20 protein-coding genes, 1 tRNA gene and 1 pseudogene are annotated in these 26043 nt (G+C 42.6%); 17 read left to right on the forward strand and 5 right to left on the reverse strand.

Translation table 11 applies throughout. From position 1 onward, the window contains the following. The first annotated feature begins 157 nt into the window (after positions 1-157). Genes AACX68_RS16260 through AACX68_RS16280 form a run of 5 tightly spaced genes read left to right on the forward strand, consistent with a single transcriptional unit; the run spans position 158 to position 4093 of the window. Positions 158-859 carry an AzlC family ABC transporter permease gene (locus AACX68_RS16260; protein WP_099109035.1) on the forward strand — a complete coding sequence of 234 codons (702 nt, stop codon included), beginning with the start codon at positions 158-160 and terminating at the stop codon, positions 857-859. Positions 860-861: 2 nt separating this feature from the next. Then, positions 862-1206, forward strand: a complete 345-nt coding sequence (locus AACX68_RS16265) for an AzlD domain-containing protein (protein WP_228859816.1) — start codon at positions 862-864, stop codon at positions 1204-1206. Beyond that, a complete protein-coding gene (locus AACX68_RS16270; protein WP_228859817.1) occupies positions 1184-2209 on the forward strand; it encodes a LeuA family protein in 1026 nt (341 codons plus the stop codon). Before AACX68_RS16265 ends, AACX68_RS16270 begins: the two co-directional genes overlap by 23 nt. A gap of 11 nt (positions 2210-2220) precedes the next feature. After that, positions 2221-3078: a sugar phosphate isomerase/epimerase family protein gene (locus tag AACX68_RS16275; RefSeq protein ID WP_228859818.1), complete on the forward strand. Its 858-nt coding sequence runs from the start codon at positions 2221-2223 to the stop codon at positions 3076-3078. Further along, the gene (locus AACX68_RS16280) at positions 3065-4093 is read left to right on the forward strand and encodes an FAD-binding oxidoreductase (protein ID WP_228859819.1); all 1029 of its coding nucleotides are present in this window, start codon (positions 3065-3067) and stop codon (positions 4091-4093) included. Before AACX68_RS16275 ends, AACX68_RS16280 begins: the two co-directional genes overlap by 14 nt. A 54-nt stretch (positions 4094-4147) precedes the next feature. Here the strand turns inward: AACX68_RS16280 and AACX68_RS16285 are convergent, their stop codons facing one another. The 3 genes from AACX68_RS16285 to pepA all read right to left on the reverse strand — a co-directional run bounded on the left by AACX68_RS16285 (position 4148) and on the right by pepA (position 9219). Then, on the reverse strand, positions 4148-7045 hold the full coding sequence (locus tag AACX68_RS16285) for a valine--tRNA ligase (protein ID WP_228859820.1): 2898 nt from the start codon (positions 7043-7045) through the stop codon (positions 4148-4150). 13 nt (positions 7046-7058) lie between these two features. Beyond that, the gene (locus AACX68_RS16290; RefSeq protein ID WP_228859821.1) at positions 7059-7523 is read right to left on the reverse strand and encodes a DNA polymerase III subunit chi; all 465 of its coding nucleotides are present in this window, start codon (positions 7521-7523) and stop codon (positions 7059-7061) included. Between the two features lie 187 nt (positions 7524-7710). Beyond that, on the reverse strand, positions 7711-9219 hold the full coding sequence (gene pepA / locus AACX68_RS16295; RefSeq protein WP_099109028.1) for a leucyl aminopeptidase: 1509 nt from the start codon (positions 9217-9219) through the stop codon (positions 7711-7713). A gap of 280 nt (positions 9220-9499) precedes the next feature. On the opposite strand from pepA, the gene lptF reads away from it, so the two are divergent. Further along, positions 9500-10603 carry an LPS export ABC transporter permease LptF gene (gene lptF, locus AACX68_RS16300; protein ID WP_099109027.1) on the forward strand — a complete coding sequence of 368 codons (1104 nt, stop codon included), beginning with the start codon at positions 9500-9502 and terminating at the stop codon, positions 10601-10603. Continuing rightward, positions 10603-11679 carry an LPS export ABC transporter permease LptG gene (lptG, locus tag AACX68_RS16305; protein ID WP_228859822.1) on the forward strand — a complete coding sequence of 359 codons (1077 nt, stop codon included), beginning with the start codon at positions 10603-10605 and terminating at the stop codon, positions 11677-11679. Before lptF ends, lptG begins: the two co-directional genes overlap by 1 nt. Positions 11680-11766: 87 nt before the next feature. Here the strand turns inward: lptG and ampH are convergent, their stop codons facing one another. Continuing rightward, positions 11767-13017 (reverse strand): D-alanyl-D-alanine-carboxypeptidase/endopeptidase AmpH, encoded by a 1251-nt coding sequence (ampH, locus tag AACX68_RS16310; protein WP_228859823.1) that lies wholly within the window; start codon positions 13015-13017, stop codon positions 11767-11769. A 396-nt stretch (positions 13018-13413) separates the two neighbouring features. Between ampH and AACX68_RS16315 the strand changes: the two genes are divergently transcribed. From AACX68_RS16315 to AACX68_RS16360, 10 genes and pseudogenes are all read left to right on the forward strand, one after another. Then, a tRNA-Leu gene (locus AACX68_RS16315) sits at positions 13414-13498 on the forward strand. Between the two features lie 164 nt (positions 13499-13662). Next, a complete protein-coding gene (locus AACX68_RS16320) occupies positions 13663-14937 on the forward strand; it encodes a tyrosine-type recombinase/integrase (protein WP_228859824.1) in 1275 nt (424 codons plus the stop codon). Positions 14938-15073: 136 nt separating this feature from the next. Beyond that, positions 15074-17515, forward strand: coding sequence for a toprim domain-containing protein (locus AACX68_RS16325; RefSeq protein ID WP_228859825.1), 2442 nt, complete (start codon positions 15074-15076; stop codon positions 17513-17515). A gap of 584 nt (positions 17516-18099) precedes the next feature. Beyond that, positions 18100-18654, forward strand: a complete 555-nt coding sequence (locus AACX68_RS16330; protein ID WP_337927180.1) for a PAAR domain-containing protein — start codon at positions 18100-18102, stop codon at positions 18652-18654. Between the two features lie 4 nt (positions 18655-18658). Further along, positions 18659-19438, forward strand: coding sequence for a hypothetical protein (locus tag AACX68_RS16335; RefSeq protein ID WP_228859826.1), 780 nt, complete (start codon positions 18659-18661; stop codon positions 19436-19438). Further along, positions 19423-19785, forward strand: a complete 363-nt coding sequence (locus AACX68_RS16340) for a DUF7079 family protein (protein WP_228859827.1) — start codon at positions 19423-19425, stop codon at positions 19783-19785. The genes AACX68_RS16335 and AACX68_RS16340 overlap by 16 nt, the downstream gene beginning before the upstream one ends. Before the next feature lie 277 nt (positions 19786-20062). Next, the gene (locus AACX68_RS16345; RefSeq protein WP_228859828.1) at positions 20063-20707 is read left to right on the forward strand and encodes a Cap15 family cyclic dinucleotide receptor domain-containing protein; all 645 of its coding nucleotides are present in this window, start codon (positions 20063-20065) and stop codon (positions 20705-20707) included. Next, positions 20694-21833, forward strand: a complete 1140-nt coding sequence (locus tag AACX68_RS16350) for a hypothetical protein (protein ID WP_228859829.1) — start codon at positions 20694-20696, stop codon at positions 21831-21833. Before AACX68_RS16345 ends, AACX68_RS16350 begins: the two co-directional genes overlap by 14 nt. Positions 21834-23236: 1403 nt before the next feature. After that, complete coding sequence (locus AACX68_RS16355) at positions 23237-23506, forward strand: helix-turn-helix domain-containing protein (RefSeq protein ID WP_038215449.1); 270 nt, start codon at positions 23237-23239, stop codon at positions 23504-23506. Positions 23507-24107: 601 nt separating this feature from the next. Next, positions 24108-25344, forward strand: a pseudogene (locus AACX68_RS16360) (tyrosine-type recombinase/integrase). Positions 25345-25369: 25 nt separating this feature from the next. Here AACX68_RS16360 and AACX68_RS16365 read toward each other — a convergent pair. Then, the coding region (locus tag AACX68_RS16365) for an IS256 family transposase (RefSeq protein ID WP_228859830.1) at positions 25370-26043 on the reverse strand (674 nt) is incomplete at its 5' end.

The following is a 26043-nucleotide window of genomic DNA, read 5'->3' on the forward strand; positions in this document are numbered from 1 at the left end:
CATGGAATAAAAGTAATTAAATGTAAAAGCTACATTAATAATAATAGTTCTCAATAACATAGCGTCAAAAACATTGAAGCATCATTTTTTTTAATGTAATGTTTTTCCATATTATGATTTTTTGTGTGAATTTATTGATATTAAAAGTTGGTGTTCAATGCAAAGTTCATTATTTAGAAAAGGAATGTTAGATTCATTACCTGTTTGCATTTCTTTTTTCCTCATTTTTGCATCCGTTGGTGCTCTGTATCAAAATAAAGGGCTTTCATTAATAGAGACAATGGTGGGTTCTGTATTCACTTTTGCTGCACCGTTGCAGGTCGCAGTTGTTAATTATCTAGCTAATGGCGCATTTTTATCAGTGATAATACTAACTCTGATCATTAACTTTCGCTTCTTTCTAATGTCGATGGTTATGTCACAGTATTTTCATGGCATCTCAAAAAGCAAGGTTGTATTGTCAATGTTGGCATTCAGTGCCAGCACATACACTGTAACTCATGCTCATTTAGTTTCGGAGAAGATCCCTGAAGGAAAGGCACAGTTTAATTATTATCTGGGTGTATCTATCCCCAGTTTTGTTATTGCTGTTCTTGCAACCTTATTGGGATATGTATCTTCAGATTACCTGAATTACGATTCAATCTCTCTTTTTCTTGTGATGTTAATTCCGATTCATTTTTCATCCCTTACTGCTAAGCGTGCCGGAAAAGATTTGTCCGTTTTTGCTACGCTGGTAGGTGGGTTGTGTGCACCATTCATCAATGAATTAAATATTCAGCTTATGGATATAGCAATACCCATTATGGTTGGAATGTGCATTGCATTTTATGAATTAAAAATTAAAAAGGGAGCCTGAACATGATTATGATCTTATTGATGGGAGCAATCAGTTACCTTCTTCGGGTTATACCATTTTTAATGGGTAACAAGAAAATTAAGAAAGATGGTTTTCTTATTACCTCTTTAGATTATTCAGTATGTTTTATCCTTGGCAGTATTATTGTAAATATTTCTCTTGGTAATATAAAAATCAGCGAGTTAATTTATCAATTTGAAATTAAGTATGCTCTTGCAATTATTACGGTTATAACTGCTTATTTTATCAGTAAGCGCACAGGCTCTATATTAAAGAGCTTAATTATATCATCTGTTTTATTTACATTAATATCATGGTGGGTTAATGAAAAAAATATGTTTTTTTGATACAACATTGAGAGATGGTGAGCAGGGGATTGGGTGTTTACTCTCGAATGAAAAAAAGTTGAAATTGTTACCACGTTTAATTGATTTAGGGGTTGATTCTATTGAGATTGGCATGGTAACAGATGAAGATAGCGAAAAGTTTTTTTATGAGGCCGCATCATCTGATATCGATTTTAAAGATACCTATATTGCCGCTTTATGCCGATTAAAACCCGATGATATTGAAAGAACAACTTTAGCTTTAAGCAGATTTAAAAAGCCCAAATTAAACTTGCTGTGTGTTGGTTCAGAAATACATATCAGAAAAAAGTTTGATTCCACCAAAGACAGCATATTATTGATGCTGAAGGATTCTTTGGAATATATAGCTAATAATGATTATACAGGTAAAGTTTCAGCTATTTTAGAAGACTCATCAAGAGGGAGCTTTGATCTTTTAGAAGAGAAAATTGAGTTACTGACAGCTTACCATGTTAACGATATCTGCTTTGCCGATACAACAGGTTGTGCTACACCGCTATATATCAGTAATCTGATTAGTTATTTTAAAAATAAGTTTCCGGGTATACGGTTCTCTGTTCATTGTCACAATGATTTAGGTCTGGCGGTTGCTAACTCAATCAGTGCAATTGATGCCGGAGCAGATGAAGTACAGGTGACACTGGGTGGAGTCGGTGAGCGCTGTGGTAATGCGTCGTTTGAAGAAATAATGGCAATTCTGTCTTATAGAAGTGAATATAAAAATAGGTTTAAAGCAGATATTGATATGAAAGATCTCATTGACCTATGCAATTTTTATTATGACATTATCAATAAATTGCCTCATCCTAATAAACCTTTATTAGGGAAATATGCGTTTTCAACTTGCGCAGGTATTCATCAAAATGGAATTAAAAAATTCCCTGAAACTTACGAATTTATCAACCCTGATACATTAGGTTTGGAACGAAAGTTTTATTTTAACAGATTATCAAGCAGTAAACTTTCTCAGCAAGATATTTAATAGGAATGGTTATGAATTTTTCTCAGAAAATTGGCTTCTCAACAAACATTTTTGAAAACCCGGCAGATATAGACGTTTTGGTTAAACAGTTAAGTAAAGATTTTAAGCGTATTGAAATTGAATTTGAAAAAGAGCTAAGAGATTTAATTGATTATCATTCTGAGAAATGGAATGAGAAAGTTGCTGTATTGAATAAGTTAAAAGAAGATAATGATCTTTACTATTCTGTCCACGCGCCTTATATCGGCATCAAAACCGATATTGCTAATAGTGAAGAATTAGACAGAATTATTGCTGTTGATTATCTTGAATCATTCATTTATGAAGCGAAGAAGATCGGTGCTGAATACATTACTATTCATCCCGGCTATCTTGAATTTGATGATAATGGGATTTCTGATTTTGATTTTCAGCAATTGTCTAAATCTATCCAGAAATTATCAGAAGTTGCAAAAGAAAATGGGATGACCATCCTACTGGAAAATACCGGAAGTGATAGAGAGAAGTATATCGTACTAAGTGATGAACAGCATGAGATCTTATGCCATCAGTACGGTGTTTTCCTGACTCTGGACATTGTGCATTTTGAATCATTTATGCATAAAAACAGTACCAGAGAATATAAGGAAGGGTTAAAAAGAATTCTGCCCTATATTAGGAATGCGCATTTCAATGATGTACTGAATGGCGAACACGTTCACTTACCGTTGGATGAAGGCAACTTCGACTATCACAAAGTATTATCCTATATGGTGAGTGAAGGTTATCAGGGTAATTTTATTATTGAAGAATCAGGCGGCGGTTTTTCACCGGAAGAATTTATTATCGCCGGGAAGAAGTATGTTGAATGTTTGAATGGCATGGAATGATCCTAATTGTAAAATGAAACATTTTGTTAGTATTAATAAAAATGAAATCGAATTTTTTTCTGATGAAAACATAACTATATTGGAACAAGCCGAAAATAACGGACATTCTTTAAAAAATGGTTGCCGGTTGGGAGCCTGTCGGGTTTGTAAGTTAAAGTTATTATCCGGTGATATAGAGTATACGGTCGGGAATAAAATTGGATTAACAAAGAAAGAACTGGACGATAATTACTTTTTACCATGCTGCGCGATTGCCAAGAGCAATATTGTTTGTGAAGCAGATGGTGATAATAAAACGCTTTCAGATACCAAAGAAGGCGCTGTTATATGTGATATAACAAGAACTCCCGGAATCACTGTTATAAGATTCAAGTTATCAAAAAGATCTAAGATGGATTTTATTCCGGGACAATATATTGGTATAGAAGTCCCTAATGGAAAATGCCGGTATTATTCTGTAGCTAATATCCCGAAGGATGATGGGTATGTTGAAATTCATGTAGCTAAGAATAAAAATGGCGTGTTTTCAGATGTGATTTGTGAAAAGCTGAAAGTCAATGATGTATTGTGGATATACGGGCCTTATGGTGATTTTATTTCGGATTATCATGATGAGGTAAGAGATATTGTTTTTGTTGCGACAGGAACAGGATTTGCACCGATAAAATCCATAATAGAATCTGGCGTATTCAATGAACGAAAAATTCATCTTTTTTGGGGAGGAAGACGAAAAGCCGATCACTATTTCTCTGAGATTGTAGATAACTGGAAAAACACATTAGGAAATTTCAATTTCCATATGGCTTTATCACGGTCGGATGAAGAAGACTATCCTGAAGTCCATTGCGGGTATGTACAGGATGTCTTTAAAAAAGAGATTGGTCTGAATAATCAGATAGAAGTTTATATGTGTGGTTCTCCTAATATGATCAGTGATATGTCTGAGTTATTAAAAGAGAGTTATCAACTGAATGAAGATTATATTCATGTTGATGTATTCTATCCCAATAGCTAACACTCAAAAAAAGCCACTGCAAATATACAGTGGCTTAATTTAATTCAGAAAATATTACAGAGCAGCGATAGTTACTTTCTGTGCCAGTAATTTTTCTTTAGCTGCATTGTTTGTTGCCAGACGCTCACGCTCTTTGGCAACAACGGCTTCTGGTGCGCGGCTGACAAATCCTTCATTAGACAGCTTGCCTTCGATGCCGCTGATTTCTTTATCCAGCTTCTCGATTTCTTTATCCAGACGCGCCAGTTCTGCATCTTTGTCTACTAAACCAGCCATTGGGATCAGCACTTCTGCACCGTTGATCAGCTTGGTCACAGAAACAGGTGCTTCTTCTCCTGCTGCCAGAACGGTAACAGAGGAGAGACGGCCCATTGCCTGAAGGAAGTTCAGGTTTTCAGCAACGCGGCGTTGTGCATCGGCATTCGCATCACGCAGCAGAACTTCCAGTGGCTTGCTTGGCGCAATGTTCATTTCTGCACGGATGTTACGTACTGCAATGATCGCCTCTTTAATCCACTCCAGATCGTTCAGCGCTAATTCATCAACTTTCGCCTGATCGAATTCAGGGAAAGATTGCAGCATGATGGTATCTGCATCAATGCCTTTAACCACTTTCACACGCTGCCAGATGGTTTCGGTGATGAATGGAATGATTGGATGAGCCAGACGCAGCAGGCCTTCCAGCACTTCAATCAGAGTATGGCGCGCTGCGCGGACTTCTGCTTCAGAACCTTTATTGATAGCCGGTTTGGAAAGTTCCAGATACCAGTCACAGAACTGGTTCCATGTGAATTCGTAAAGAATATTAGCCGCGATGTCGAAACGGTAAGTATCCAGCGCTTCGCGATAAGCTTTCACTGTCTGGTTGAATTCTGCCAGGATCCAGCGGTCTGCCAGTGACAGTGACATTTCGCCACCATTCTGACCACAGTCCTGTCCTTCGGTGTTCATCAGCACGAAACGGCTGGCATTCCACAGTTTGTTACAGAAGTTGCGATAACCTTGCAGGCGCTTCATATCCCAGTTGATATCACGACCGGTGGAAGCCAGTGCCGCCAGAGTGAAACGCAGGGCGTCAGTACCGTGGGCTTCAATGCCTTCCGGGAACTGCTTTTCAGTACGTTTGCGGATTTTCTCTGCCATTTGTGGCTGCATCATATTGCCGGTGCGTTTTTCCAGCAGATTTTCCAGCGGAATGCCGTCAATCATATCCAGCGGGTCGATAACGTTCCCTTTGGATTTAGACATCTTCTGGCCTTCTTCATCGCGGATCAGACCTGTCATATAGACCGTCTTGAATGGCACCTGAGGCTTGCCGTCTTCATCTTTGATGAAGTGCATGGTCATCATGATCATGCGGGCAATCCAGAAGAAGATGATATCGAAGCCACTGACCAGTACATCGGTCGGGTGGAACGTTTTCAGTGCTTCGGTCTGTTCAGGCCAGCCGAGGGTGGAGAATGTCCACAGACCGGAAGAGAACCAGGTATCCAGCACATCATCGTCCTGAGTCAGAGTAATATCTGCACCCAGATTGTTTTCACGACGGACTTCTTCTTCATCGCGGCCCACATAGACATTGCCTTCTGCGTCATACCATGCCGGAATACGGTGGCCCCACCACAACTGACGGGAAATACACCAGTCCTGAATATCACGCATCCAAGAGTAGTACATGTTCTCGTACTGTTTTGGTACGAACTGGATGTCGCCATTCTCAACAGCTTCAATCGCCACTTTTGCCAGCGGTGCAGTGCGGACATACCACTGGTCGGTCAGCATTGGCTCGATGACCACACCACCACGGTCACCATAAGGAATGGTCAGATCGTGAGGCTTGATGTCTACCAGCAGACCCTGCTTTTCGAATTCGGCAACGATAGCTTTACGGGCGGCAAAACGCTCCATTCCACGATATTCAGCCGGGATTTCGGTTGAATAAGCGTCAGAAGCTTCGCCATTGCTATTGAACACTTCTGCGGCTTCGCGGATATCACCGTCGAGCGTCAGTATATTGATCATCGGCAGGCTGTGACGCTTACCCACTTCATAGTCATTGAAATCGTGGGCCGGAGTGATTTTCACACAACCGGTGCCTTTTTCCATATCAGCGTGCTCATCGCCCACGATAGGAATACGACGATTTACCAGTGGCAGAATGATTTCTTTGCCAATCAGATCTTTATAACGTGGATCTTCCGGGTTAACGGCAACACCGGTATCTCCCAGCACCGTTTCCGGACGGGTTGTCGCAACAACCAGATAATCTTTGCCTTCGGCTGTTTTCGCACCATCTGCTAACGGATAACGCAGATGCCACATTGAACCTTTGACTTCGCGGTTTTCAACTTCGATATCAGAAATTGCTGTGCGCAGTTTTGGATCCCAGTTAACCAGACGCTTACCACGATAAATCAGGTCGTCCTGATACATGCGTACGAAGGCTTCTTTAACGGCTTTTGACAACCCTTCATCCATGGTGAAGCGCTCACGCTCCCAATCCACAGAGTTACCCAGACGGCGCATCTGGTTAGTGATTGTGCCACCGGATTCCGCTTTCCACTGCCAAATCTTGTCAATAAAAGCATCGCGGCCATAATCGTAGCGGGTTTTGTTTTCTTCAGCTGCGATTTTGCGCTCAACAACCATTTGCGTTGCGATACCTGCGTGGTCAGTACCGACCTGCCACAGCGTATTTTTACCCTGCATACGCTGGTAACGCACCATCGTATCCATGATAGTCTGCTGGAAGGCGTGCCCCATGTGCAGGCTGCCAGTTACATTTGGCGGTGGAATGACGATGCAGAAGCTTTCACGGCTGGTGTCACCGTTTGGCTTGAAATAACCACTCTTTTCCCAGTGATCGTAAAGAGGTTGCTCTATCTCTGTCGGGTTATACGTTTTATCGAGAGATGGCTCAGATTGCGTTTTAGTAGCGGGTGTCTTTTCCATTTTATCTTGATATTTAATAGGTTGGCGGGGTTGCCATGGTCAAATTAAAGCCGACGCTACGATAGGATTTATATCGTTCGCGAGCTAACTGTTTCAGATTTTCATCAATAGGGACGAAGTCTACCACTTCATGGAAAGCTGTGGCAAAGTCTGCAAAATGAGGAAGCAGTGTTATCAGAATATCACGGGGAGCATTGCCCCTTTTCTGTGGCCAGCATAATTCTACAGGTGCGCCATAACGGGGGCCTTCTCCTGCAAGGTTGTGCGGCACAAACTGGCCCGGCTCTCGCTGCCATAGGACTTCATCCAACTTTTCGGCCTGCTGCTGGCTTTCACAAGCAATCAGAACCCGCTTCCCTGCACGCCATTGGTCAGCGGCAAGCTGACATGCCAGCCATTCATGTGGCTGTAAATCATCTGAAGACGATGATTTTTCCGGTGACATCTTTTCCAATAAATAGAAAGTGGCGTTTTTCATAGTCTCATGATTATCGAAAATAGGTTACAGAAAAATGGTTAAACGACAGGTAAGGTGACGGAAAAAGGGTATTGCTGCTGCAATACCCTTTTCTTTAATACCTTTTTATCGCCATCATTTTTCAGGTTGTAACCCGAAATCTGTTGGGTATACGCCATATTATTATGCAAAAAATGGCGGAGGGGTATTAATCATCAGCATTAAGACCTGCACGATTTAACAGGAATTGTGCCAACAGTGCAACCGGACGACCTGTTGCTCCTTTCTGCTTACCTGCCCGCCATGCTGTACCAGCGATATCCAGATGTGCCCAATTGTATTTAGCCGTATAACGCGACAGGAAAGCACCGGCAGTAATCGCGCCGCCAAGACGCCCACAGGAGTTAACCATATCCGCGAAATTAGACTCCAACTGCTCGGAAAACTCATCGCCCAACGGCAGACGCCATGCCCGATCACCGGCCTGTTCTGACGCATTCAGCAGTTCATGAGCCAGTGGATTATGGTTGGACATCAAACCAGTATAATGACTGCCCAGTGCAACCATACATGCACCTGTCAGCGTGGCAACATCAATAACCAGCTCTGGCTCGAAACGCTCAACATAAGTCAGCGCATCGCACAACACCAGACGACCTTCCGCATCAGTATTCGTCACTTCAACGGTCTGGCCGGACATTGTGGTTAAAATATCTCCGGGACGATAGGCACGGCCACCGGGCATGTTCTCACACCCAGCGAGAACGCCGATGACATTAATCGGCAATTGCAGCTCAGCCACAATTCGCATAGCTCCATAAACAGAAGCCGCACCGCCCATATCGAACTTCATATCTTCCATGCCATCGGCTGGCTTGAGGGAGATACCACCGGAATCGAAAGTCAGGCCTTTACCCACCAGTACGATAGGTTTCGCATTCGGGTCTTTACTGCCTTTATATTCGATTACCGACATCAGAGATTCGTTCTGAGAACCCTGACCTACCGCCAGATAGGCATTCATGCCCAGCTCTTTCATCTGCTCTTCACCAATGACTTTGGTAACCAGATTTTCAGCGCTGTCAGCAAGCTGGCGTGCCTGTGAGGCAAGGTACGCAGCATTACAGATATTAGGCGGCATATTAACCAGATCTCTTGTCGCCTTAATGCCGGCGGCAATAGCAAGACCATGCTGAATGGCACGTTCACCGCTGGTCAGCTCGCGGCGGGTCGGTACATTGAAGACCATCTTGCGCAAAGGCCGACGCAGTTCGGTTTTGCTGCTCTTAAGCTGGTCGAAGACATACAGTGACTCTTTTGCTGTTTCGACTGCCTGACGTACCTTCCAATAGTTGTTACGTCCCTTGACGTGTAATTCAGTCAGGAAACAGACAGCTTCCATTGAACCGGTTTCATTGAGGGTGCTGATGGTTTTCTGAATAATCTGCTTATACTGGCGCTCATCCAGTTCACGCTCTTTTCCGCAACCAACCAGCAGAATGCGCTCAGACAGCACATTAGGAACATGATGCAGTAGCAGGGTCTGCCCCACTTTGCCTTCAAGTTCACCGCGGCGCAGTAAGGCACTGATATAACCGTTACTTATTTTGTCAAGTTGTTCTGCGATAGGGGAAAGACGGCGCGGTTCAAATACGCCGACAATAATACACGCACTGCGTTGTTTCTCCGGGCTACCGCTTTTTACACTAAACTCCATGCGTTCTCCTGAATCTTAAAGACAAAGACAGATACAATCGCTAAAATACCACGTTCCGCATTAAATCATCCCAAATAAAGTTCTCTGCTATGTTAAGCTGAGTATATTAATTTTAGATACTTAGCCAACGATAAGTATGCTCTAATTGAGAACAAATATATGGAATGCTTTGGTATCATTTTAGCTACGGGGAAGCCAAACTGATTCATATAAATGGTAGATATACGACGAAGTTAGCGACTTTCCTGCAAAAAGACAAGTTTTCACAGGCGTAATAAGCGTGATCATCATTAGATATCTGGTACGGGAAACCCTGAAAAGTCAAATCGCAATACTTTTCATCTTATTGCTGATCTTTTTCAGTCAGAAATTAGTTGAGGTATTGGGCGCGGCGGTGGAAGGTAATATTCCCGCAAATTTAGTTTTATCTTTGTTAGGATTAGGTGTGCCGGAGATGGCGCAGCTAATTTTACCCCTGAGCTTGTTTCTCGGGGTGTTAATGACATTCAGTAAACTCTATACGGAAAGCGAAATTACCGTCATGCATGCCTGTGGTTTAGGTAAAAGCGTGCTGGTGAAATCCGCCCTCATTCTGGCTCTGCTCACTGCGATGCTGGCTGCGGCCAACGTTATCTGGTTCACTCCGTGGTCATCTAAATATCAGGAACAAGTGCTGGCAGATGCGAAAGCAAACCCAAGCCTTGCCGCAATAATGGAAGGGCAGTTCAAGCCTTCTAATGATGGCAATATGGTGCTGTATATCGGTAACGTCAAAGGGAATAATTTTGAGAATGTTTTCCTTGCCCAGCTTCGCCCGACGCATAATCAGCGGCCTTCAATCGTCATTGCTGATGGCGGGCATATGGAAGCGTTACCCAACGGCAATCAGGTTGCGGTACTTCATACAGGAACGCGCTACGAGGGAACGGCCTTGTTACGTGATTTCCGCATTACCGATTTTAACGACTATCGCGCCGTTATCGGACATCAAAACCCGGATGTAGACAGCGGTAAAGTTGAACAAAAATCAATGACTGAACTATGGCATAGCAGCAATGATAAAGATGCCCGTTCTGAACTTCACTGGCGTCTGACTTTGATTGCCTCTGTCCTGATTATGGCATTGATGGTTGTTCCCCTCAGTGCAGTCAACCCACGTCAGGGGCGCGTACTCAGTATGCTGCCAGCCATGTTGCTCTACCTGATTTTCTTCCTGCTGCAAAGTTCACTGCGTTCGGCTGGTGGTAAAGGGAAACTTGATCCTATGATCTGGATGTGGCTGGTTAACGGTGTGTATTTTGCTCTGGCACTGGCGCTCAACGTATGGGATACCACCCCGATGCGTAAACTGCGTTCACGCTTTAAGACTCAAGGAGCTGCCTGATGTTTGGTGTATTAGATAGATATATCGGGCGGACAATCCTGCAAACCATTCTGATGACACTGTTCACGCTGGTGTCGCTATCCGGCATTATTAAGTTCGTCGATCAGCTGCGTAAAGTCGGGCAGGGCGAATATACCGCCCTTTCTGCCGGTATTTATACCTTGCTGAGTGTTCCCAAGGATATCCAGATTTTCTTCCCGATGGCGGCTTTGCTGGGAGCGCTTTTGGGTTTAGGAGCGCTGGCAACCCGCAGTGAGCTGGTGGTTATGCAGGCTTCTGGTTTTACCCGTCTTCAGGTTGCCGGTGCGGTAATGAAAACGGCTATCCCACTGGTTTTACTGACAATGGTGATCGGGGAGTGGGTTGCTCCGCAAGGGGAACAAATCGCCCGTAACTTCCGTTCACAGAAGATGTATGGTGGCTCTTTGATGTCCACCTCCAAAGGGCTTTGGGCAAAAGATGGTAATGACTTCGTCTACATTCAGAGTGTAGGGAAGGATAGCTCTCTGAACGGTGTCAGTATCTATCATGTTGATAACGACAAAAAGCTATTGTCAGTGAAATATGCGGCATCCGCTGTGTATGATACGGGAAATGCGCAATGGAAGTTATCTCAGGTGGAAGAGTCTGATTTAAATCATTTTGGCCGGATCACCGGTTCACAGTACATTTCTGCTGACTGGAAAAGCCGACTGACACCGGAAAAGCTGGGGGTTGTTTCCCTTGAGCCTACCGCGCTTTCTATTCGTGGCTTGTATCAATACATTACTTATCTGAAACAGAGCCAGCAGGATGCCGGGCGCTACGAACTCAATATGTGGAAAAAGGTTTTTGCGCCGTTATCCGTGGCGGTCATGATGTTGATGGCACTTTCCTTTATCTTCGGGCCGTTGCGCAGTGTTCCTATGGGATTCAGGGTTGTGGTTGGGATCAGCTCAGGCTTTGTTTTCTATGTTCTCAATGAGATATTCGGCCCACTTAGTCTGGTTTATAGCATGCCGCCGATGTTGGGGGCATTGCTGCCGAGTCTGCTGTTCTTTACAGTGAGTGTTTACTTACTTTTGAAAAGAAAATAGCAACCACAAATTGATATCCTGCTTCTATCAGACTGATACAGCCTGAGTTTTGATGATATAAACTCAGGCTGTTATTTTTATTAGCGCCTATTTTTTCACTAACTCCATCACGGGTTGCTCTGGAATCTGGTTATGATTCTGTGCCAGTGCAGTGACCAGCTCATTCACACCTTTAGTCACCTGATGAAACTTACTGTGCTCTTTTCGGGTCATGACGATAAAGACGCCAATATTCTGCTCAGGGATCATCGCCATATAAGTGTTAAACCCGCCGCCGCCGCCTGTTTTCTGATAGATACCCGGAACATCTTTCTTACCGTTCATATAAACCCAGCCAAGCCCGATACCATCGGCTTTTCCTGCCACATCCATTCCTCTGATTGAAGCCAGTTCAGCGCGTTTAAAATAAATGCCCTGTTCACGGCTGGCAGTCTGTTTTCTCAAATGATTGTGGGAGGATAAAAACTGCTGCATCCAGCGTTGCATATCGGCGGGAGTAGAATAAATGCCGCCACTGCCTGCTGCGGCGATAGTATTGAGGCAAGGGCTGGATTTGATCCCTTCCATCAACCGGGCACACTGAGCAGGGGTTGGTGTCAGGGTTGTATCCTTCATTTTATAGGGAAGAGTGATTTCTTCATGTAGAAGGCGGCTATAAGGTTCGCCGGTTGCTTTGGAAAGGGCATCAGCTAATAAATCGTAGGCCAGATTAGAATAAGAAGCCGTTGTGCCGGGGGCCGTTTCTAGATCTGCATTTTTCAGCCAGTTCCATCGATTAGACTGAGTCGGCCAGATAAATACCGGACGCCCCCATTTTCCTCCGGGTTGCTCCCGTGGTAACCCACTGGTGTGGCTTGCCAGATGATATAACCGAATAGGCTGATCAGTACCAAAATCGGGTACATGCACACCATGATAAGTATATTTTTGTAATGGATCGGTGATTTTAATACGCTTTTGCTCTGCTAGCTTGATCATGACTTCACTGGTCATCAGTTTGGTGATTGAAGCGATGCGGATTAAAGAATTCTGGCTGGGTTTGACGCCGCTCCCTGGATAAGTTTCCCCAAAACTATGGTGTATGACCTGATTATTATCAATCACTACCATTGCCATACCTAGCGGATTACCTTCATTAAAGATTGACTGTGCATACTCTTCAACCAGCGCTGAAGCCATTTTCCGGTTTGAAACATCGCCGTCAAACACTTCCCATTTTGTAGGCTGTTTACCTGAGTGCGGCGTTTTGTTCTGGTGCGAATTGCCAGAAGCAGAGCAGGCTGAAATCGCTAATGAGAGAGCTGAAACAACACAAAATTTATAGAGCCGTTTGTTCATTTTCGGATTAACCAATCAGGGAGCGTAATGCATGGCGAAACTCAACCGTTATTTATTCTTCTTAAATATCGCAATAACGGCACCGATAACAAAACCCAGCAGAATACCTGCAAATATCCAAGTGATAAGCGTCATACTGATTTACCTCAACAGCAGTGTTTTATAGTATTTTATTTTGAATTATATAAGGAGATTATGGGTTGTCTATCGATGATAAGAAGTTATAAAAGGTCGATTTATGTTACATAGAACAATGTGGGCTTAAATTTAAGCAAATTTATGTGAAAGTTATTGTGTTTGCTTTTTTTTTCAGCACTTGAACAAAATTGGAAGGATAAGTGTTGCGAATGGTCTTCGGGCAAGTATAATGGCTTTCGTTTTCCGACCCCTTTCAGTGCCGAAGTGGCGAAATCGGTAGACGCAGTTGATTCAAAATCAACCGCCTTCGGGTGTGCCGGTTCGAGTCCGGCCTTCGGCACCATTCGTTAGTTTACTAGCGTCTACCCAAGTCTACAAACTCCCAAAAAACTCCAATAAATCAAGATATTTAGTTATTTTGCCGTCTACTATGGTCTGTTGCAATCAACATGCACCAAGGGGCATAATTTGGGGCACCTACACTTCGATTGTAAATGTGCCCCAAAAATGAAACTAAACGCCCGACAAATCGAGACTGCGAAACCGAAAGAGAAATCCTATAAATTAGCGGATGGCGCTGGCTTGTATCTCGAAATCACGCCGCGCGGTTCTAAATACTGGCGCATGAAGTATCATCGCCCCACAGATAAAAAAGAAGATCGGCTGGCCTTTGGTGTTTACCCTGCTGTGTCATTAGCCGATGCACGCGTTAAGCGAGACGAAGCCAAAAAATTACTTGCTCAAGGTATTGATCCCAAAGCAGAGAAAAAAGACGCACAAGCCGAATCAAAGGGTGCATATACCTTTGAACGGATCGCGCGTGAATGGCACGCCAGCAATAAACGGTGGAGCGAAGACCATCGAGAGCGGATTATGCGAGGTTTTGAACAATACATTTTCCCTTATATTGGTACTCTTGATATTCGCACTTTACGAACCAGCCAACTATTAGCACCGATCCAAGCCGTTGATACTGATGGTAAACATGATATAGCCCAGAGATTACAACAGCGTGTAGCTGCCATCATGCGTTATGCTGTCCAAAATGATCTCCTTGAATATAGCCCTGCCAATGATATGGCGGGTACTCTCACCATAGTAAAACCCAAACATCACCCTGCATTGCCTCATGAACGCCTGCCTGAATTTTTGGCTCGTCTTTCCTGTTACCGTGGGCGCTTGCTTACTAAAATCGCGGTAGAACTGACTTTATTAACGTTTGTTCGTTCCAGTGAAATGAGATTCGCCCGTTGGGAAGAAATCGATCTTGAAAGGGCTGTCTGGCATATACCGGCGATACGAAAACCCATTGATGGCGTTAAGCATTCTCAACGTGGTATGAAAATGAAAACCGAGCACATTGTACCATTGAGCCATCAGGCTATTTCGCTTATCGAAACCTTACACAGCCTGAGCGGAGAGAGTGAGGTAATGTTCCCCGGTGATCACGATCCAAAAAAAGTGATGAGTGAAAACACCGTTAATAATGCGTTGCGAGCGATGGGCTATGACACCAAAACAGAAGTTTGCGGACACGGATTCCGCACAATGGCACGCGGTGCAATGGGCGAATCTGGCCTGTGGAGTGATGACGCGATCGAACGCCAGTTAAGCCATATCGAAAGAAACAATGTCCGGGCGGCGTATATTCACACATCCAAACATTTGGATGAACGGCGGTTGATGGTGCAATGGTGGGCGGATTACCTAGATGCTAACAAGGAGCAATTTGTAACTCCTTATGATTTTGCCAAACCGCTTCGTGACAGAAAAAACCAGTAGTACAACCGACAAAAAATTTTACATACGGGATAAGCAATTACATAACGCATAAAAGCATGACATAAAAAACAACGCCCCAGTGTGCTGATACACATCTGAGGCGTCTAACCAATAACCGTTATACGAGGTAACGATGATGGCTGATATACAGCATACCCAAACTCACCCTAAATTTACACATTCAGATAAAATAGGCGGACAAAAACCGCTCGACCTAATCCAATCCGTGAAAAAATCTGCTATGTATCATTGGGAAAATCTTCTACCTGCCTGTGGTGTTGATATTCCCGCAAAAGGCAAACATGGCACCTGTCCTATTTGCGGCGGAACTGACCGTTTTCACTTTATTGATGATCACCATAACGGCAACTGGCATTGCCGCCAGTGTGACGCTCCAAACTATGGCGATGGACTGGATTTAGTGGCAAAAACCAACAGGATCTCGATTACGGAAGCTGCTAAAGTTGTGGCTAACGTGCTGGCGCTGTCTTTGCCAGAATCCAAACCAGCCAAAGAAACCATTCAAACAACACAGCCAATTGCCGAAAAAGTAGCGGCACTAATGACGCTAACTGTCGCCGGAGAATCGCCCTATTTGACTGCAAAAGGATTGCATTGTTCTAACCAGCGATTACTGAAAGATGGTTCGTTATTATTGCCATTGGTAACACTGGATAAAAAAGTTACAGGTGCGCAGATCATCAAACTGGATGGAACAAAGAAATTACTGTCTGGTAGCCAAAAGAAAAGTGCTTTTATTGCATTATCAAAGTTGGGAGAACATCCAGGCACAGTGATCATTACCGAAGGTTACGCCACGGCATTGACCGTTAGCCAATTACATCAAGGCACCGTTCTGGCTGCAATAGATGCAGGTAATTTGCTCTCTGTAGCTCAATCAGTCCGGGAACACTGGCCTGATACGAAAATCATTATTGCCGCAGATAATGATTGGTATCTTCCCGATGAGTTAGATAAGAACGGTAAGCCGAAAAAGAATATTGGAAAAATTGCGGCAGAAAAAACCGCCAAAACGATCAATGGATGGGTCACATTACCACCAACTGAGTACAAAACCGATTGGGACGATTACCGCCAGCAACACGGAGTGGGAATAGCACGGAAAGCCTTTACTCAGGAGCTTTATCAACCAACACTAATCAAGAAAAAAGCAGCCGTTCAGCTTAATAATGATACCGAACCTTCAAAGCTGACATTATGTCAGATGGGAGCCAGCCAACGCGGAGAGGTGTTACTGACGCGCTATGACGGAGATTTAGCATTGGATGGCGCTTCGGAGATGGTTCACCACTATGATGGCATTGTTTGGCGTCCGATCAGTGATCGCGATTTAAAGCGGGAAATGGTCGCCACCTTTATGGAAGAAAAACTGCCGTACTCACCACATGGCATTAGTTCAGCCGTGGATGCCCTAAAATTGCAGCTTCCCATGATGCAGCCACCAGAACGCCACTTAATCGGGTTCAATAACGGCGTGTTTGATCTGAAAACGTGCCAGTTCCGGCCTCATCGTAAAAATGACTGGCTGCTGCTTGCCAATGACATTCCGTTCAATTCTCCTGTTTCGGGGGAAACTCTCCAAGACCATGCTCCGCAATTCTGGCTCTGGCTTAATCGGGCAACAGCCAATTGCGAAAACAAATTTGATCGGGTACTCGCTGCGCTGTTTATGGTATTGGCGAACCGTTATGACTGGCAGCTTTTTCTGGAAGTGACCGGTGCCGGAGGCAGTGGTAAAAGTATCTTTGCTGAAATTTGTTCAATGCTGGCAGGCAAAGGAAATACTGTTTCTGCGAGTATGGCAGCACTGGAAAACCCGCGGGAACGAGCGTTGATTGTCGGCTATTCACTGATTATCCTACCAGATCAGACTCGTTATGTGGGCGATGGTTCCGGCATCAAGGCAATTACTGGAGGCGATGAAGTTGCTATCGATCCGAAGCACAAACAACCCTACTCAACTCGTATTCCAGCGGTAGTGCTGGCAGTGAACAATAACGCCATGAGTTTCAGTGATCGCAGTGGTGGTGTGTCACGGCGTCGAGTAATTTTCAACTTTTCCGAAGTCGTACCGGAAAATGAACGCGATCCTCTCTTGCAGGACAAAATTGCAACAGAACTGCCCGTGATTATCCGGCATCTGCTGCATCGATTTGTTGACCCACAAGCTGCAAGGCGTTTACTAGCAGAGCAACAGAAATCAGCAGAAGCTCTGGATATTAAACGTGGTACAGATTCAATGGTTGATTTCTGCGGTTATCTCATTGCTTCTCATGAACCTGATGGATTGTTAATCGGCAATGCGGAGATTGTGCCGTTTAATCCCCGTAAATACCTTTATCACTCCTACCTTGCTTATATGAAAGGCAATAACCTGAATAAACCTGTTTCTGTAACTCGTTTTGGCATGGATATGCCGGGCGCACTGGCGGAGTACGGTCAGCATTACCTGCGCAAGAAAAGCAAACATGGTATTCGCAGCAATCTGAGCCTGAATCTTGATACTGCTGTCGAATGGATGCCGAAACTGACAGGGAATAGCCAGCCAGAAGAATAATTTTTTTGATTACAAATATTTTTCAAAGAAATATAAAAAGTGTTCACCACTGTTCACCCTACAATTTAAACCAAATATATCAATGTATTATAGGCTGAATAGTTATTTTAAAACTGTTCACAACTATTCATTACTGTTCACCTTTTTTCTGGTTGGAGGTGAACGGTTGGGTGAAGAGTAGTGAAGAGTTTAATTTCAACCCATGACCCTTTAACAATATGAATTTAAATAAAATTATTCAAAGGTGAACAGGGTGAACAGTTTTACTACTAATTCTTTAATAGGGAGAGTAGATAAAAATATTTTCTCTGGTAGGTGATCTTTCAGCTCTCCGTGTTACTGGGTTAATTTATTAGCCTGGTAACACGGAGAAGACAAGCGTAGCGCGTCAGTGTGGTTTTAAGCTATTGAACTACGTTAAATTTAAGGTAGGTAATCACTTGATTTTGGATTGGAAATGACATTTGTCACATTTTTATTGAATGATCCTTGCTCATAGTGGAATGCTTAAAATTTTCTGGTATATCATGGAGGTTATAAATTGTTCTATCAGTAAAATTGTATCGGCATAGGGAGAAAGGAGTATGGCTATAGGACACTTTTTGACTGTAGGAGATAAAACAAGTTGTGGAGGAATAATCCTTACAGGAATCAGCAACATCACGTTTTATGGGCGACAGGCTGCAACAGAAGGATCTCTTGTTACTTGTGGAAATCATTCGGGTAATTTTTCTATCGTAGGTGGTGTGAATTGCTTTTTTGATATGGGAACTAAACTGGCTGGAACGTTAGATAGCCAGAGCACTTGCCCTTGCGGAGCAAATCTTATTCACTCTATTCCAGATAGTTATCAAAATACAGTCCTCTCTCCTGGAAAGACAGAAACACAGGAATTACTCTCAGAAACCAAAAAATGGATTGGTTTTAGTGTTTCCCCTGAAATTGATTATTGCGGCATAAAATGTATTGCGACGCTTGATGATGGCTCAATTCTTAATGGTGAATTTAACCAAGAAAATAAAGTCATGTTTACATCAATAACAGGCCATAAGTGTGTAAAACTTGAAATAGAACATTTTGAAAAAGAAAGTTCTCCACAAAGTTTGACAGAAATCTTATTAAATAAAATTATTGGGTGAAATCATGGCATATGAAGTGGTAGAAGGGACTTATGCAGGAAAGCAAGAACATCCTATTGAAGATCCTATTTTAGATAAGGCTGTGGCAGCGTTAGAAGGTGCTTCAATTAAATTTTCTACCGATGTAATTAACGATGCTAATGTCAGACAAAGCTATACTTCAAATATTAAAAGAACGGTTTCTGAAATTAAGCAGATGGTGAATACAAAAAAAATATCAGTGAAAGAAGCCGCTGAATTTTGTTACGAAATGCGTAACCAAATTATGGCAGAGCATAGAAAATTCACGTCAGCACAAGGGTTGGCCTTTGCTGAGAGACATAAAAAAACACCTCCATCTTTTGAAAAACTTATTGATAAATATTCTCAGAAAAAATTTGGAAAAGTATTTGGTAGCCTTACTCCAGATCAAAAAAGTACAATTTACTATGAGATCATAGAAGCCTCAGCAAGAGATAACTCTAAATTCACAACGGCAAATAAACGATTAAAGGTTATAGGAAAAGTTGGAATTATCTTTACGGCAGTATTGGCAACACATGAAATATTGAATGCTGAAAATAAACCTAAAGAAGCGGTTAAACAAGGAATACAAATTGGAGGCGGTGCTGCTGGTGGAGCACTTGCTGGTTTAGCTGTATCTCCGGTATGTGGGCCTGGTGCTCCTGTCTGTGCTGTTGTTCTGGTATTAGTGGGTAGCGCAGCAGGGGCAATTGTTGGTTCGGTGGTTGCTGATACTTTAGATGAAGAAATAGAGGAATTTACCCGTTGGGCAATCAACTAACTGATATAGATTTATGTGAAGCGCTATCTAGTATCTTTGTAGATAATGAAGTTGATTATGAGTATATCGCTTCTGTAGCGAAAAATTTCCCTCTTGAACATGTTGAAATGGTTCTTTTCGAGTGGGTAGCTCCGGTGTGTTATACCAATGGTTTTACACCCGCACCCCTTGTATGGACTTTTTTTGAACGTGAGCAACTTTGGGAGGATATTCAGGAATTACGGAGAAAACAGATGGCAGCAGGGATGATAGGAAAAATGCAAGTAAATATTAGGTGGTGTTTTTTACGCTGGTATCTTAAAAAAGAGTGGCAACATTTGAAGAAAAAATTGACAAGTCATTTTTAAGCAGAAAGTGAAAACTTTTCGTATAAAAATTATATAATTATATGATTAATAAATTAAAATCAACTACTTTTGAGTAATCAGATAGAAACACGTCAGCTAGTAGAAACTATTATCTTACGCTGCATCACGGTAAACATTATTAATATGTTTACACAAGACACTTAAACATATAGCTTAGTCAAAATATAAGAATTTTGTGAGTTACTATGTTAGTCACACCAACACGATAACATACATATAACTCATTAAATATCTATAGATTATAGTAGGAAGTCCCATGAAGCATCATGAATATATCGTCATTAATGGTTTTAGTCGCAGCAATATGGGGCGTATATTGTCCATTGCTGCCTCAGCGCTATCTGCTTTTACTATTTACTTCCTCCTCAAACTGGTTGACCTGTCGCAATTGTGGTGGGGAATCGATGCCACATTACCACCGTCTGTCTTATCGCTTGCTGGTGCAGGAATGATTTATTTTCTGCTATACCATGTTCTAAACAAGTACCTTTGGAAACGCCCTTTTGTTGGTCAGCTTATCAGCATGCCGAACCTTAGTGGTGAGTGGGAGGTAATAGGTAAGACACTTCACCCAGAAGAGCGTATATGCGAGTGGAAAGGAGTCATTCGCATAGTGCAAACTTGGGATAAAGTACGCATCCGGCAGACAACGAACACCTCGCAGTCTGATAGTATTACTGCATCCGTGATTAACGATCAGGGTATCAGTTACCGCCTGCTTTACAACTATACCAACAGACCATTGGCGGGTAATGATGAGATGCAGTCTCATGTGGGATTTGTGGATCTTGAGTTTTCTGAGGATCTTAACTCTGCCATAGGAGAGTATTTCAATGGTAGAGGGAGAAATACATACGGTACCATGACTTTGAGGAGAAAAAACAAAAATGGCGGATTATAGTCAGAAGATTAAGCGGCTTAGCGAGCGCCGTAAATTACCCCGATCTTATACTGCGACTTATGACTCTGCTGAGAGTATCGCAGCTTTTGAGAGTATTACAGCTAATCTGAATAAAGCTGCTTTTACTGAAAAGTGGGAAACACGAGGAAAGCTCGATTCAGCAACACGCTATGCCCTAGGAGCTATGCAGGAAGTGGATCTTAATTATACTAGAATCTGCTATGAGACTGCTGAACGAGTTGAAAATCAGCTCAAGTCAGGGCTTTCTAAAGAAGGAATTAATGCATCATTCCACCTGCAAGGTTCTGTACCTCTCAATATTCATATCAAAGGCGTGAGTGATGTTGATTTGATCACTATTGATGAAGCATTACTGCTGGTTGACCGAGAAGGTATAAAAGCATCAAGCTACCCGGCAGCGACTAGATCAGCACTCGATGTACTCAGAACACTACGTAATAAAGCTGCTGATGTCTTGGATGCCGCATTCCCAGCGGCAAGGGTAGATAGATCAGGAGCTAAATCCCTTAAAATCACAGGTGGCTCTCTACCAAGAGAGGTCGATGTTGTTCCAGCAATATGGTGGGATACATCCAATTACCAGCGGTTCCAGCAAGAGGAGTATCGCGGAATAGCTATTTATGATAGTAAAAATTATGAATATATTTGTAACTTACCCTTTCTCCATATCAAACGTATAGAAGATCGGTGTGATAGATCTTTTGGTGGTTTAAGAAAAGCGATACGTTTGCTTAAAAATCTACGGGCTGATGCGGTGATAGACGACCTGCATATTGATCTTAGTAGTTATGATATTGCATCTATCATGTATCATGCAGATATTAGTAACCTTTCGTATAACCGATTTTTTGAACTTGCAGTCCTTGCCGAAACGCAGCGGTGGCTACGGTATCTCTGTGATAATTTTTCACTTGCTCAGACATTATACGTACCTAATGAAACTCGGAAAATTTTTGAAAAGGCATCAATGTATGCTGAGCTGAAAAAGCTGTCTCAGATAACCGATAATCTAGTACGTGCAGTTGTCGGGGAAAATGATACTTACGGGGTTTATGGAACTAATATGGATTCTTCAAGAAAATATCTGAGCTCACTTGACGTTTGAATTAGAGGCAATGCTCAGGTTTGATATCTTATGTTCAGACCTGAGGTTAAGATAAAAATATAAAATTGAAAACCAACATAAATATATAACCAACACTCTGCGCCGTGCTCTTAACTTATTATAATTAAAAGTTATATAAAATTTATATATTATTTAAAGTCAGTATATTACAAATATAACTGCAGCATGATGGATATAGATCTTTACATACCTATTATTACACATTAATTCAGTCACGCTATTGTCAAAATTCAGAAAAATCGTTAATCTGAACCAACTTACTCGCCATCATAGATGGCCATATAGCTGTAATGGCAACAAAAACTCCCGTAGCCTGAAAGGGAGAGCAAGAATTGTGGTACATCTGCACACCTTTGGAAGCAGATATTGTCAGACACTTAAACCACCCTCTGGCGATGAAGGTTTCTTAAACGAAAAAATACACCCAAAAGGTGTTTTTATATAGCCAATCAAGTGTAGTGAACATTAGATCATGCACTTATCTTTCATATCAACACAAAGCATATTTTCCTTTATTTTCAATAAATAACAGGATGGATTTTGTACATCCGATTCATACTTCTCACCTATCTCTGTTTGAATTATTCATCAGATAAATTTTTTACACCTAAACATTTAACTCATTACTACCATTTGACATTTAACCTTGCGGCGTTTTGCTGTGCCCTGTGAGCATTCCAATGCTCGCACAGCTTTTACTGACTGTTTACGGAACTCAAGGCGTCACTTTTTGCAGGTTTACCGCTGAAAGTGACGCCGCAGCAAAAGAGCAATACAACCCTGACAGGCTTTGGCCTAATTAACCACACAGTGAATCTGACACTGCATTTTATAGATAGTATCAAAAGGAGAACTTGACGATATCGAGGCTGGCTTTTAGCCGGTGGGGATGACCTGTTCATACAGGCGGCAGTACCGCGTACTCAACCGATACCCCGCAACACCTCAACTTGCGTTCACTCTGGCGCACAGATATCGATCAAGGGCAAGACTGGTATTTTCTGTTTTGCCAGTATGGTCGCGCGCCAGAGATTGCATGTTGTTAGATATAAATAGAGCTGATTGATTAGAGAATTGATCGTATTCGAAACTTTGGCTGTTATGTTGAATGAATTTATAGCTGTTAAACTTATTCGTTCGGTTATTGAGTCCAATAATACAATCAGTTAAAGTATTCCTGCCATTGGCACAATCCAATGGTCAAGGTTTAGCAGCCTTGTGTTCACTAACACTGGTAGGAGGTTTCTGCCAGTGCGCCTGCGTTCACCCTTTCAATGGTGATTCAGGTAGGGGAGGCTTCGGCCTCGCTGGTGTGAACCCAGTCTGCTAACCCTGCCTTGAATCACCACCATCAATATTAATTAATGGAAGGGGTAACAGGAATGAATAACAACAATGTTCAAAATGACTGGCATCAGGCCGATATCATCGCAGCGTTACGTAAACGTGGTACAACCTTAGCGGCTATTTCTCGTGAAGCAGGACTCAGCTCATCAACATTAGCAAATGCACTCAGCAGGCAATGGCCTAAAGGCGAGTGGATAATCGCTAACTATCTCGGTATTCACCCCTCAGAAATCTGGCCTAGCCGTTATTTTGATAAGCAGGGTCGATTAATTGAGCGTAAGGTTCGAGATAAGCCGCAGGAATAACCCGTTTCAACTTGTGATCTACTTTGTGAAAATGATAAATTTTTATACGAAGCCCTGAGAGTGTGATGGCAGACTAATTTAAACCTCATGGCTTTTTTAACTTCATTCTTATACCAATGTATCAAGTCACTCATAAAAATATATTAAAATCAAATACATGAACAGGTAAAAGGAGTAAAATAAATATGGGGCACAAAATGGGGCATTTTGAAAACGTCTTTTTAATAATTTATTTAATTTCAATTAATTATATCTATTTGCGAGTCCGGCCTTCGCACCATCGGAACATCAATAGACGTCAACGGACGTATTTTTTTGTATCTGAAATCCAGTGTTTGCAAGGCTTTTCCCACGTTTTCAGTCAATGCATGTCAATCTAACTCAACCCACATCAACCTCCCTGTGAGTATATAACTGAGTATATCTTCGCTTCGATAATGTTTGTATACTCGTCATACTTCGAGTTATATGGGTGTTGGCTTCGTTTAGCTATCCGAGTCACATAGTTATCTATGCTCCTCGGCTATCTTCACTTGCCGCCTACATGTAATCCGAATTATTTAGAGCATATGCTTGCTTTGAGGTGTAGAGGACAAAGAATATGGCTTTAACCGATACGAAAGTTCGTGCAGCTAAATCAGACGAGAAAGCTTATACATTGACAGACAGTGATGGCTTGTTTCTGTATGTTCACCCCAATGGCTCCAAATACTGGCGCTTTCGTTTTCGCTTTGGCAGCAAATAACATTTGATGGCTTTTGGTGTGTACCCTGAGATCTATTTAGCGGATGCAAGAGAAAGAAGGGATGCTGCCAGAAAGCAAGTTGCTTTAGGCATCGACCCTCGCGAACACAAGAAAGAATTAAAGGAAGAGCAGCAAAAGGAATTTAATACCTTTGAAAAGGTTGCTCGCGATTGGCATGCAACGAATAAGAAGTGGTCAGAGGGCCATAGTCATCGAGTACTCAAAAGTCTTGAGGACAATATTTTTGCTACTGTTGGTAAGCGTAATATTGCTGAACTAAAAACTCGCGATCTACTCGAACCCATTAAAGCCGTAGAGATGTCTGGACGTCTTTAAGTGACGGCACGTTTACAACAACGTGTGACAGCCATAATGCGCTATGCAGTACAAAGCGCATTAATTGACTATAACTCAGCTCAAGATATGGCTGGTGCAGTTGCTACAGGTAAACGAGTCCATAGAGCCGCATTAGAGTTAAAACGTTTACCTGAGCTCTTACAACGCATAGATAGCTATACTGGCAGACCATGAACCACTCTTGCCGTCAAACTTACCTTATTAGTCTTCATTCGTTCTAGTGAACTGCGTTTTGCTCGTTGGGATGAAATCGATTTTGATAATGCCATGTGGACGATCGATCCCCGCAGAACGCGAAGCGATAGAAGGGGTTAAACACTCACATCGCGGATCAAAAATGCGTACTACTCACTTAGTTCCTTTAAGCCGACAAGCCATTGAGAGCTTAAAACAGATCTATCAATTCAGCGGTGATCACGAGCTGATCTTTATCGGTGACCACAACCCTAGAAAACCAATGAATGAAAACACGGTGAACAATGCTTTGCGTGTGATGGGTTATGATACGAAGACGGAAGTGTGTGGGCATGGCTTCAAAACGATGGCGTGTAGTTCGTTGATTGAGTCAGGGCTATGGTCGAAGGATGCGGTAGAAAGGCAAATGAGCCACCAAGAACACAACTCGGTGAGGGCTGCTTATATTCATAAAGCAGAGCATATCGAGGAAAGGCGACTGATGGTGCAATGGTGGGCAGATTATCTGGATGCGAATAGAGTACAGAGAGACCTTGTTTAGTATTTTGTGTAATCGCCATTTTCGTTTAAACGTGACCGTCTAAACGGTCACCAAATTCAATCATAAAACGACTCATCGCAAGACGCCAATCTTGGATAGGCATAGTCCATTTTTTAGACGCCGCTTGAATCGCCAACCAGATCACCTTTTTCACCGAATCATCCGACGGGAAGATTTTGCGTTTCTTGATCGCATGCCGAATGACGCTGTTGAGCGATTCTATCGCATTTGTCGTATAAATCACCTTCCGGATTTCAGTTGGATAGGCAAAAAACGTGGACAAATTATCCCAGTTTTCTCGCCAGCTACGGCTAATTTGTGGATAACGCCCATCCCATTGTTCAGCAAAAGCGTCCAAAGCCTGTAACGCTATTTCTTCTGTTGGGGCCTGATAAATCTGCTTGAGATCTTTGACAACCGCTTTGGCCTCTTTCCAGGATACATAGCGCAGGTTATTACGTATCATGTGGACAATACACAACTGCACCCGAGTCTGTGGATAAACGGTATTAATCGCTTCCGGAAACCCTTTTAACCCGTCCACACACGCGATAAAAATATCTTTCAGTCCCCGGTTATAGAGGTCTGTCAGTACGCCAAGCCAGAACTTCGCTCCTTCATTCTCGGCCAGCCATAAGCCCAGCAGTTCCTTGTGACCTTCGGTATTAATGCCTAACGCGATGAAGACCGATTTATTGA

It is taken from the genome of Xenorhabdus sp. PB61.4, assembly GCF_963894935.1.
Classification (GTDB): Bacteria; Pseudomonadota; Gammaproteobacteria; order Enterobacterales; family Enterobacteriaceae; genus Xenorhabdus; species Xenorhabdus stockiae.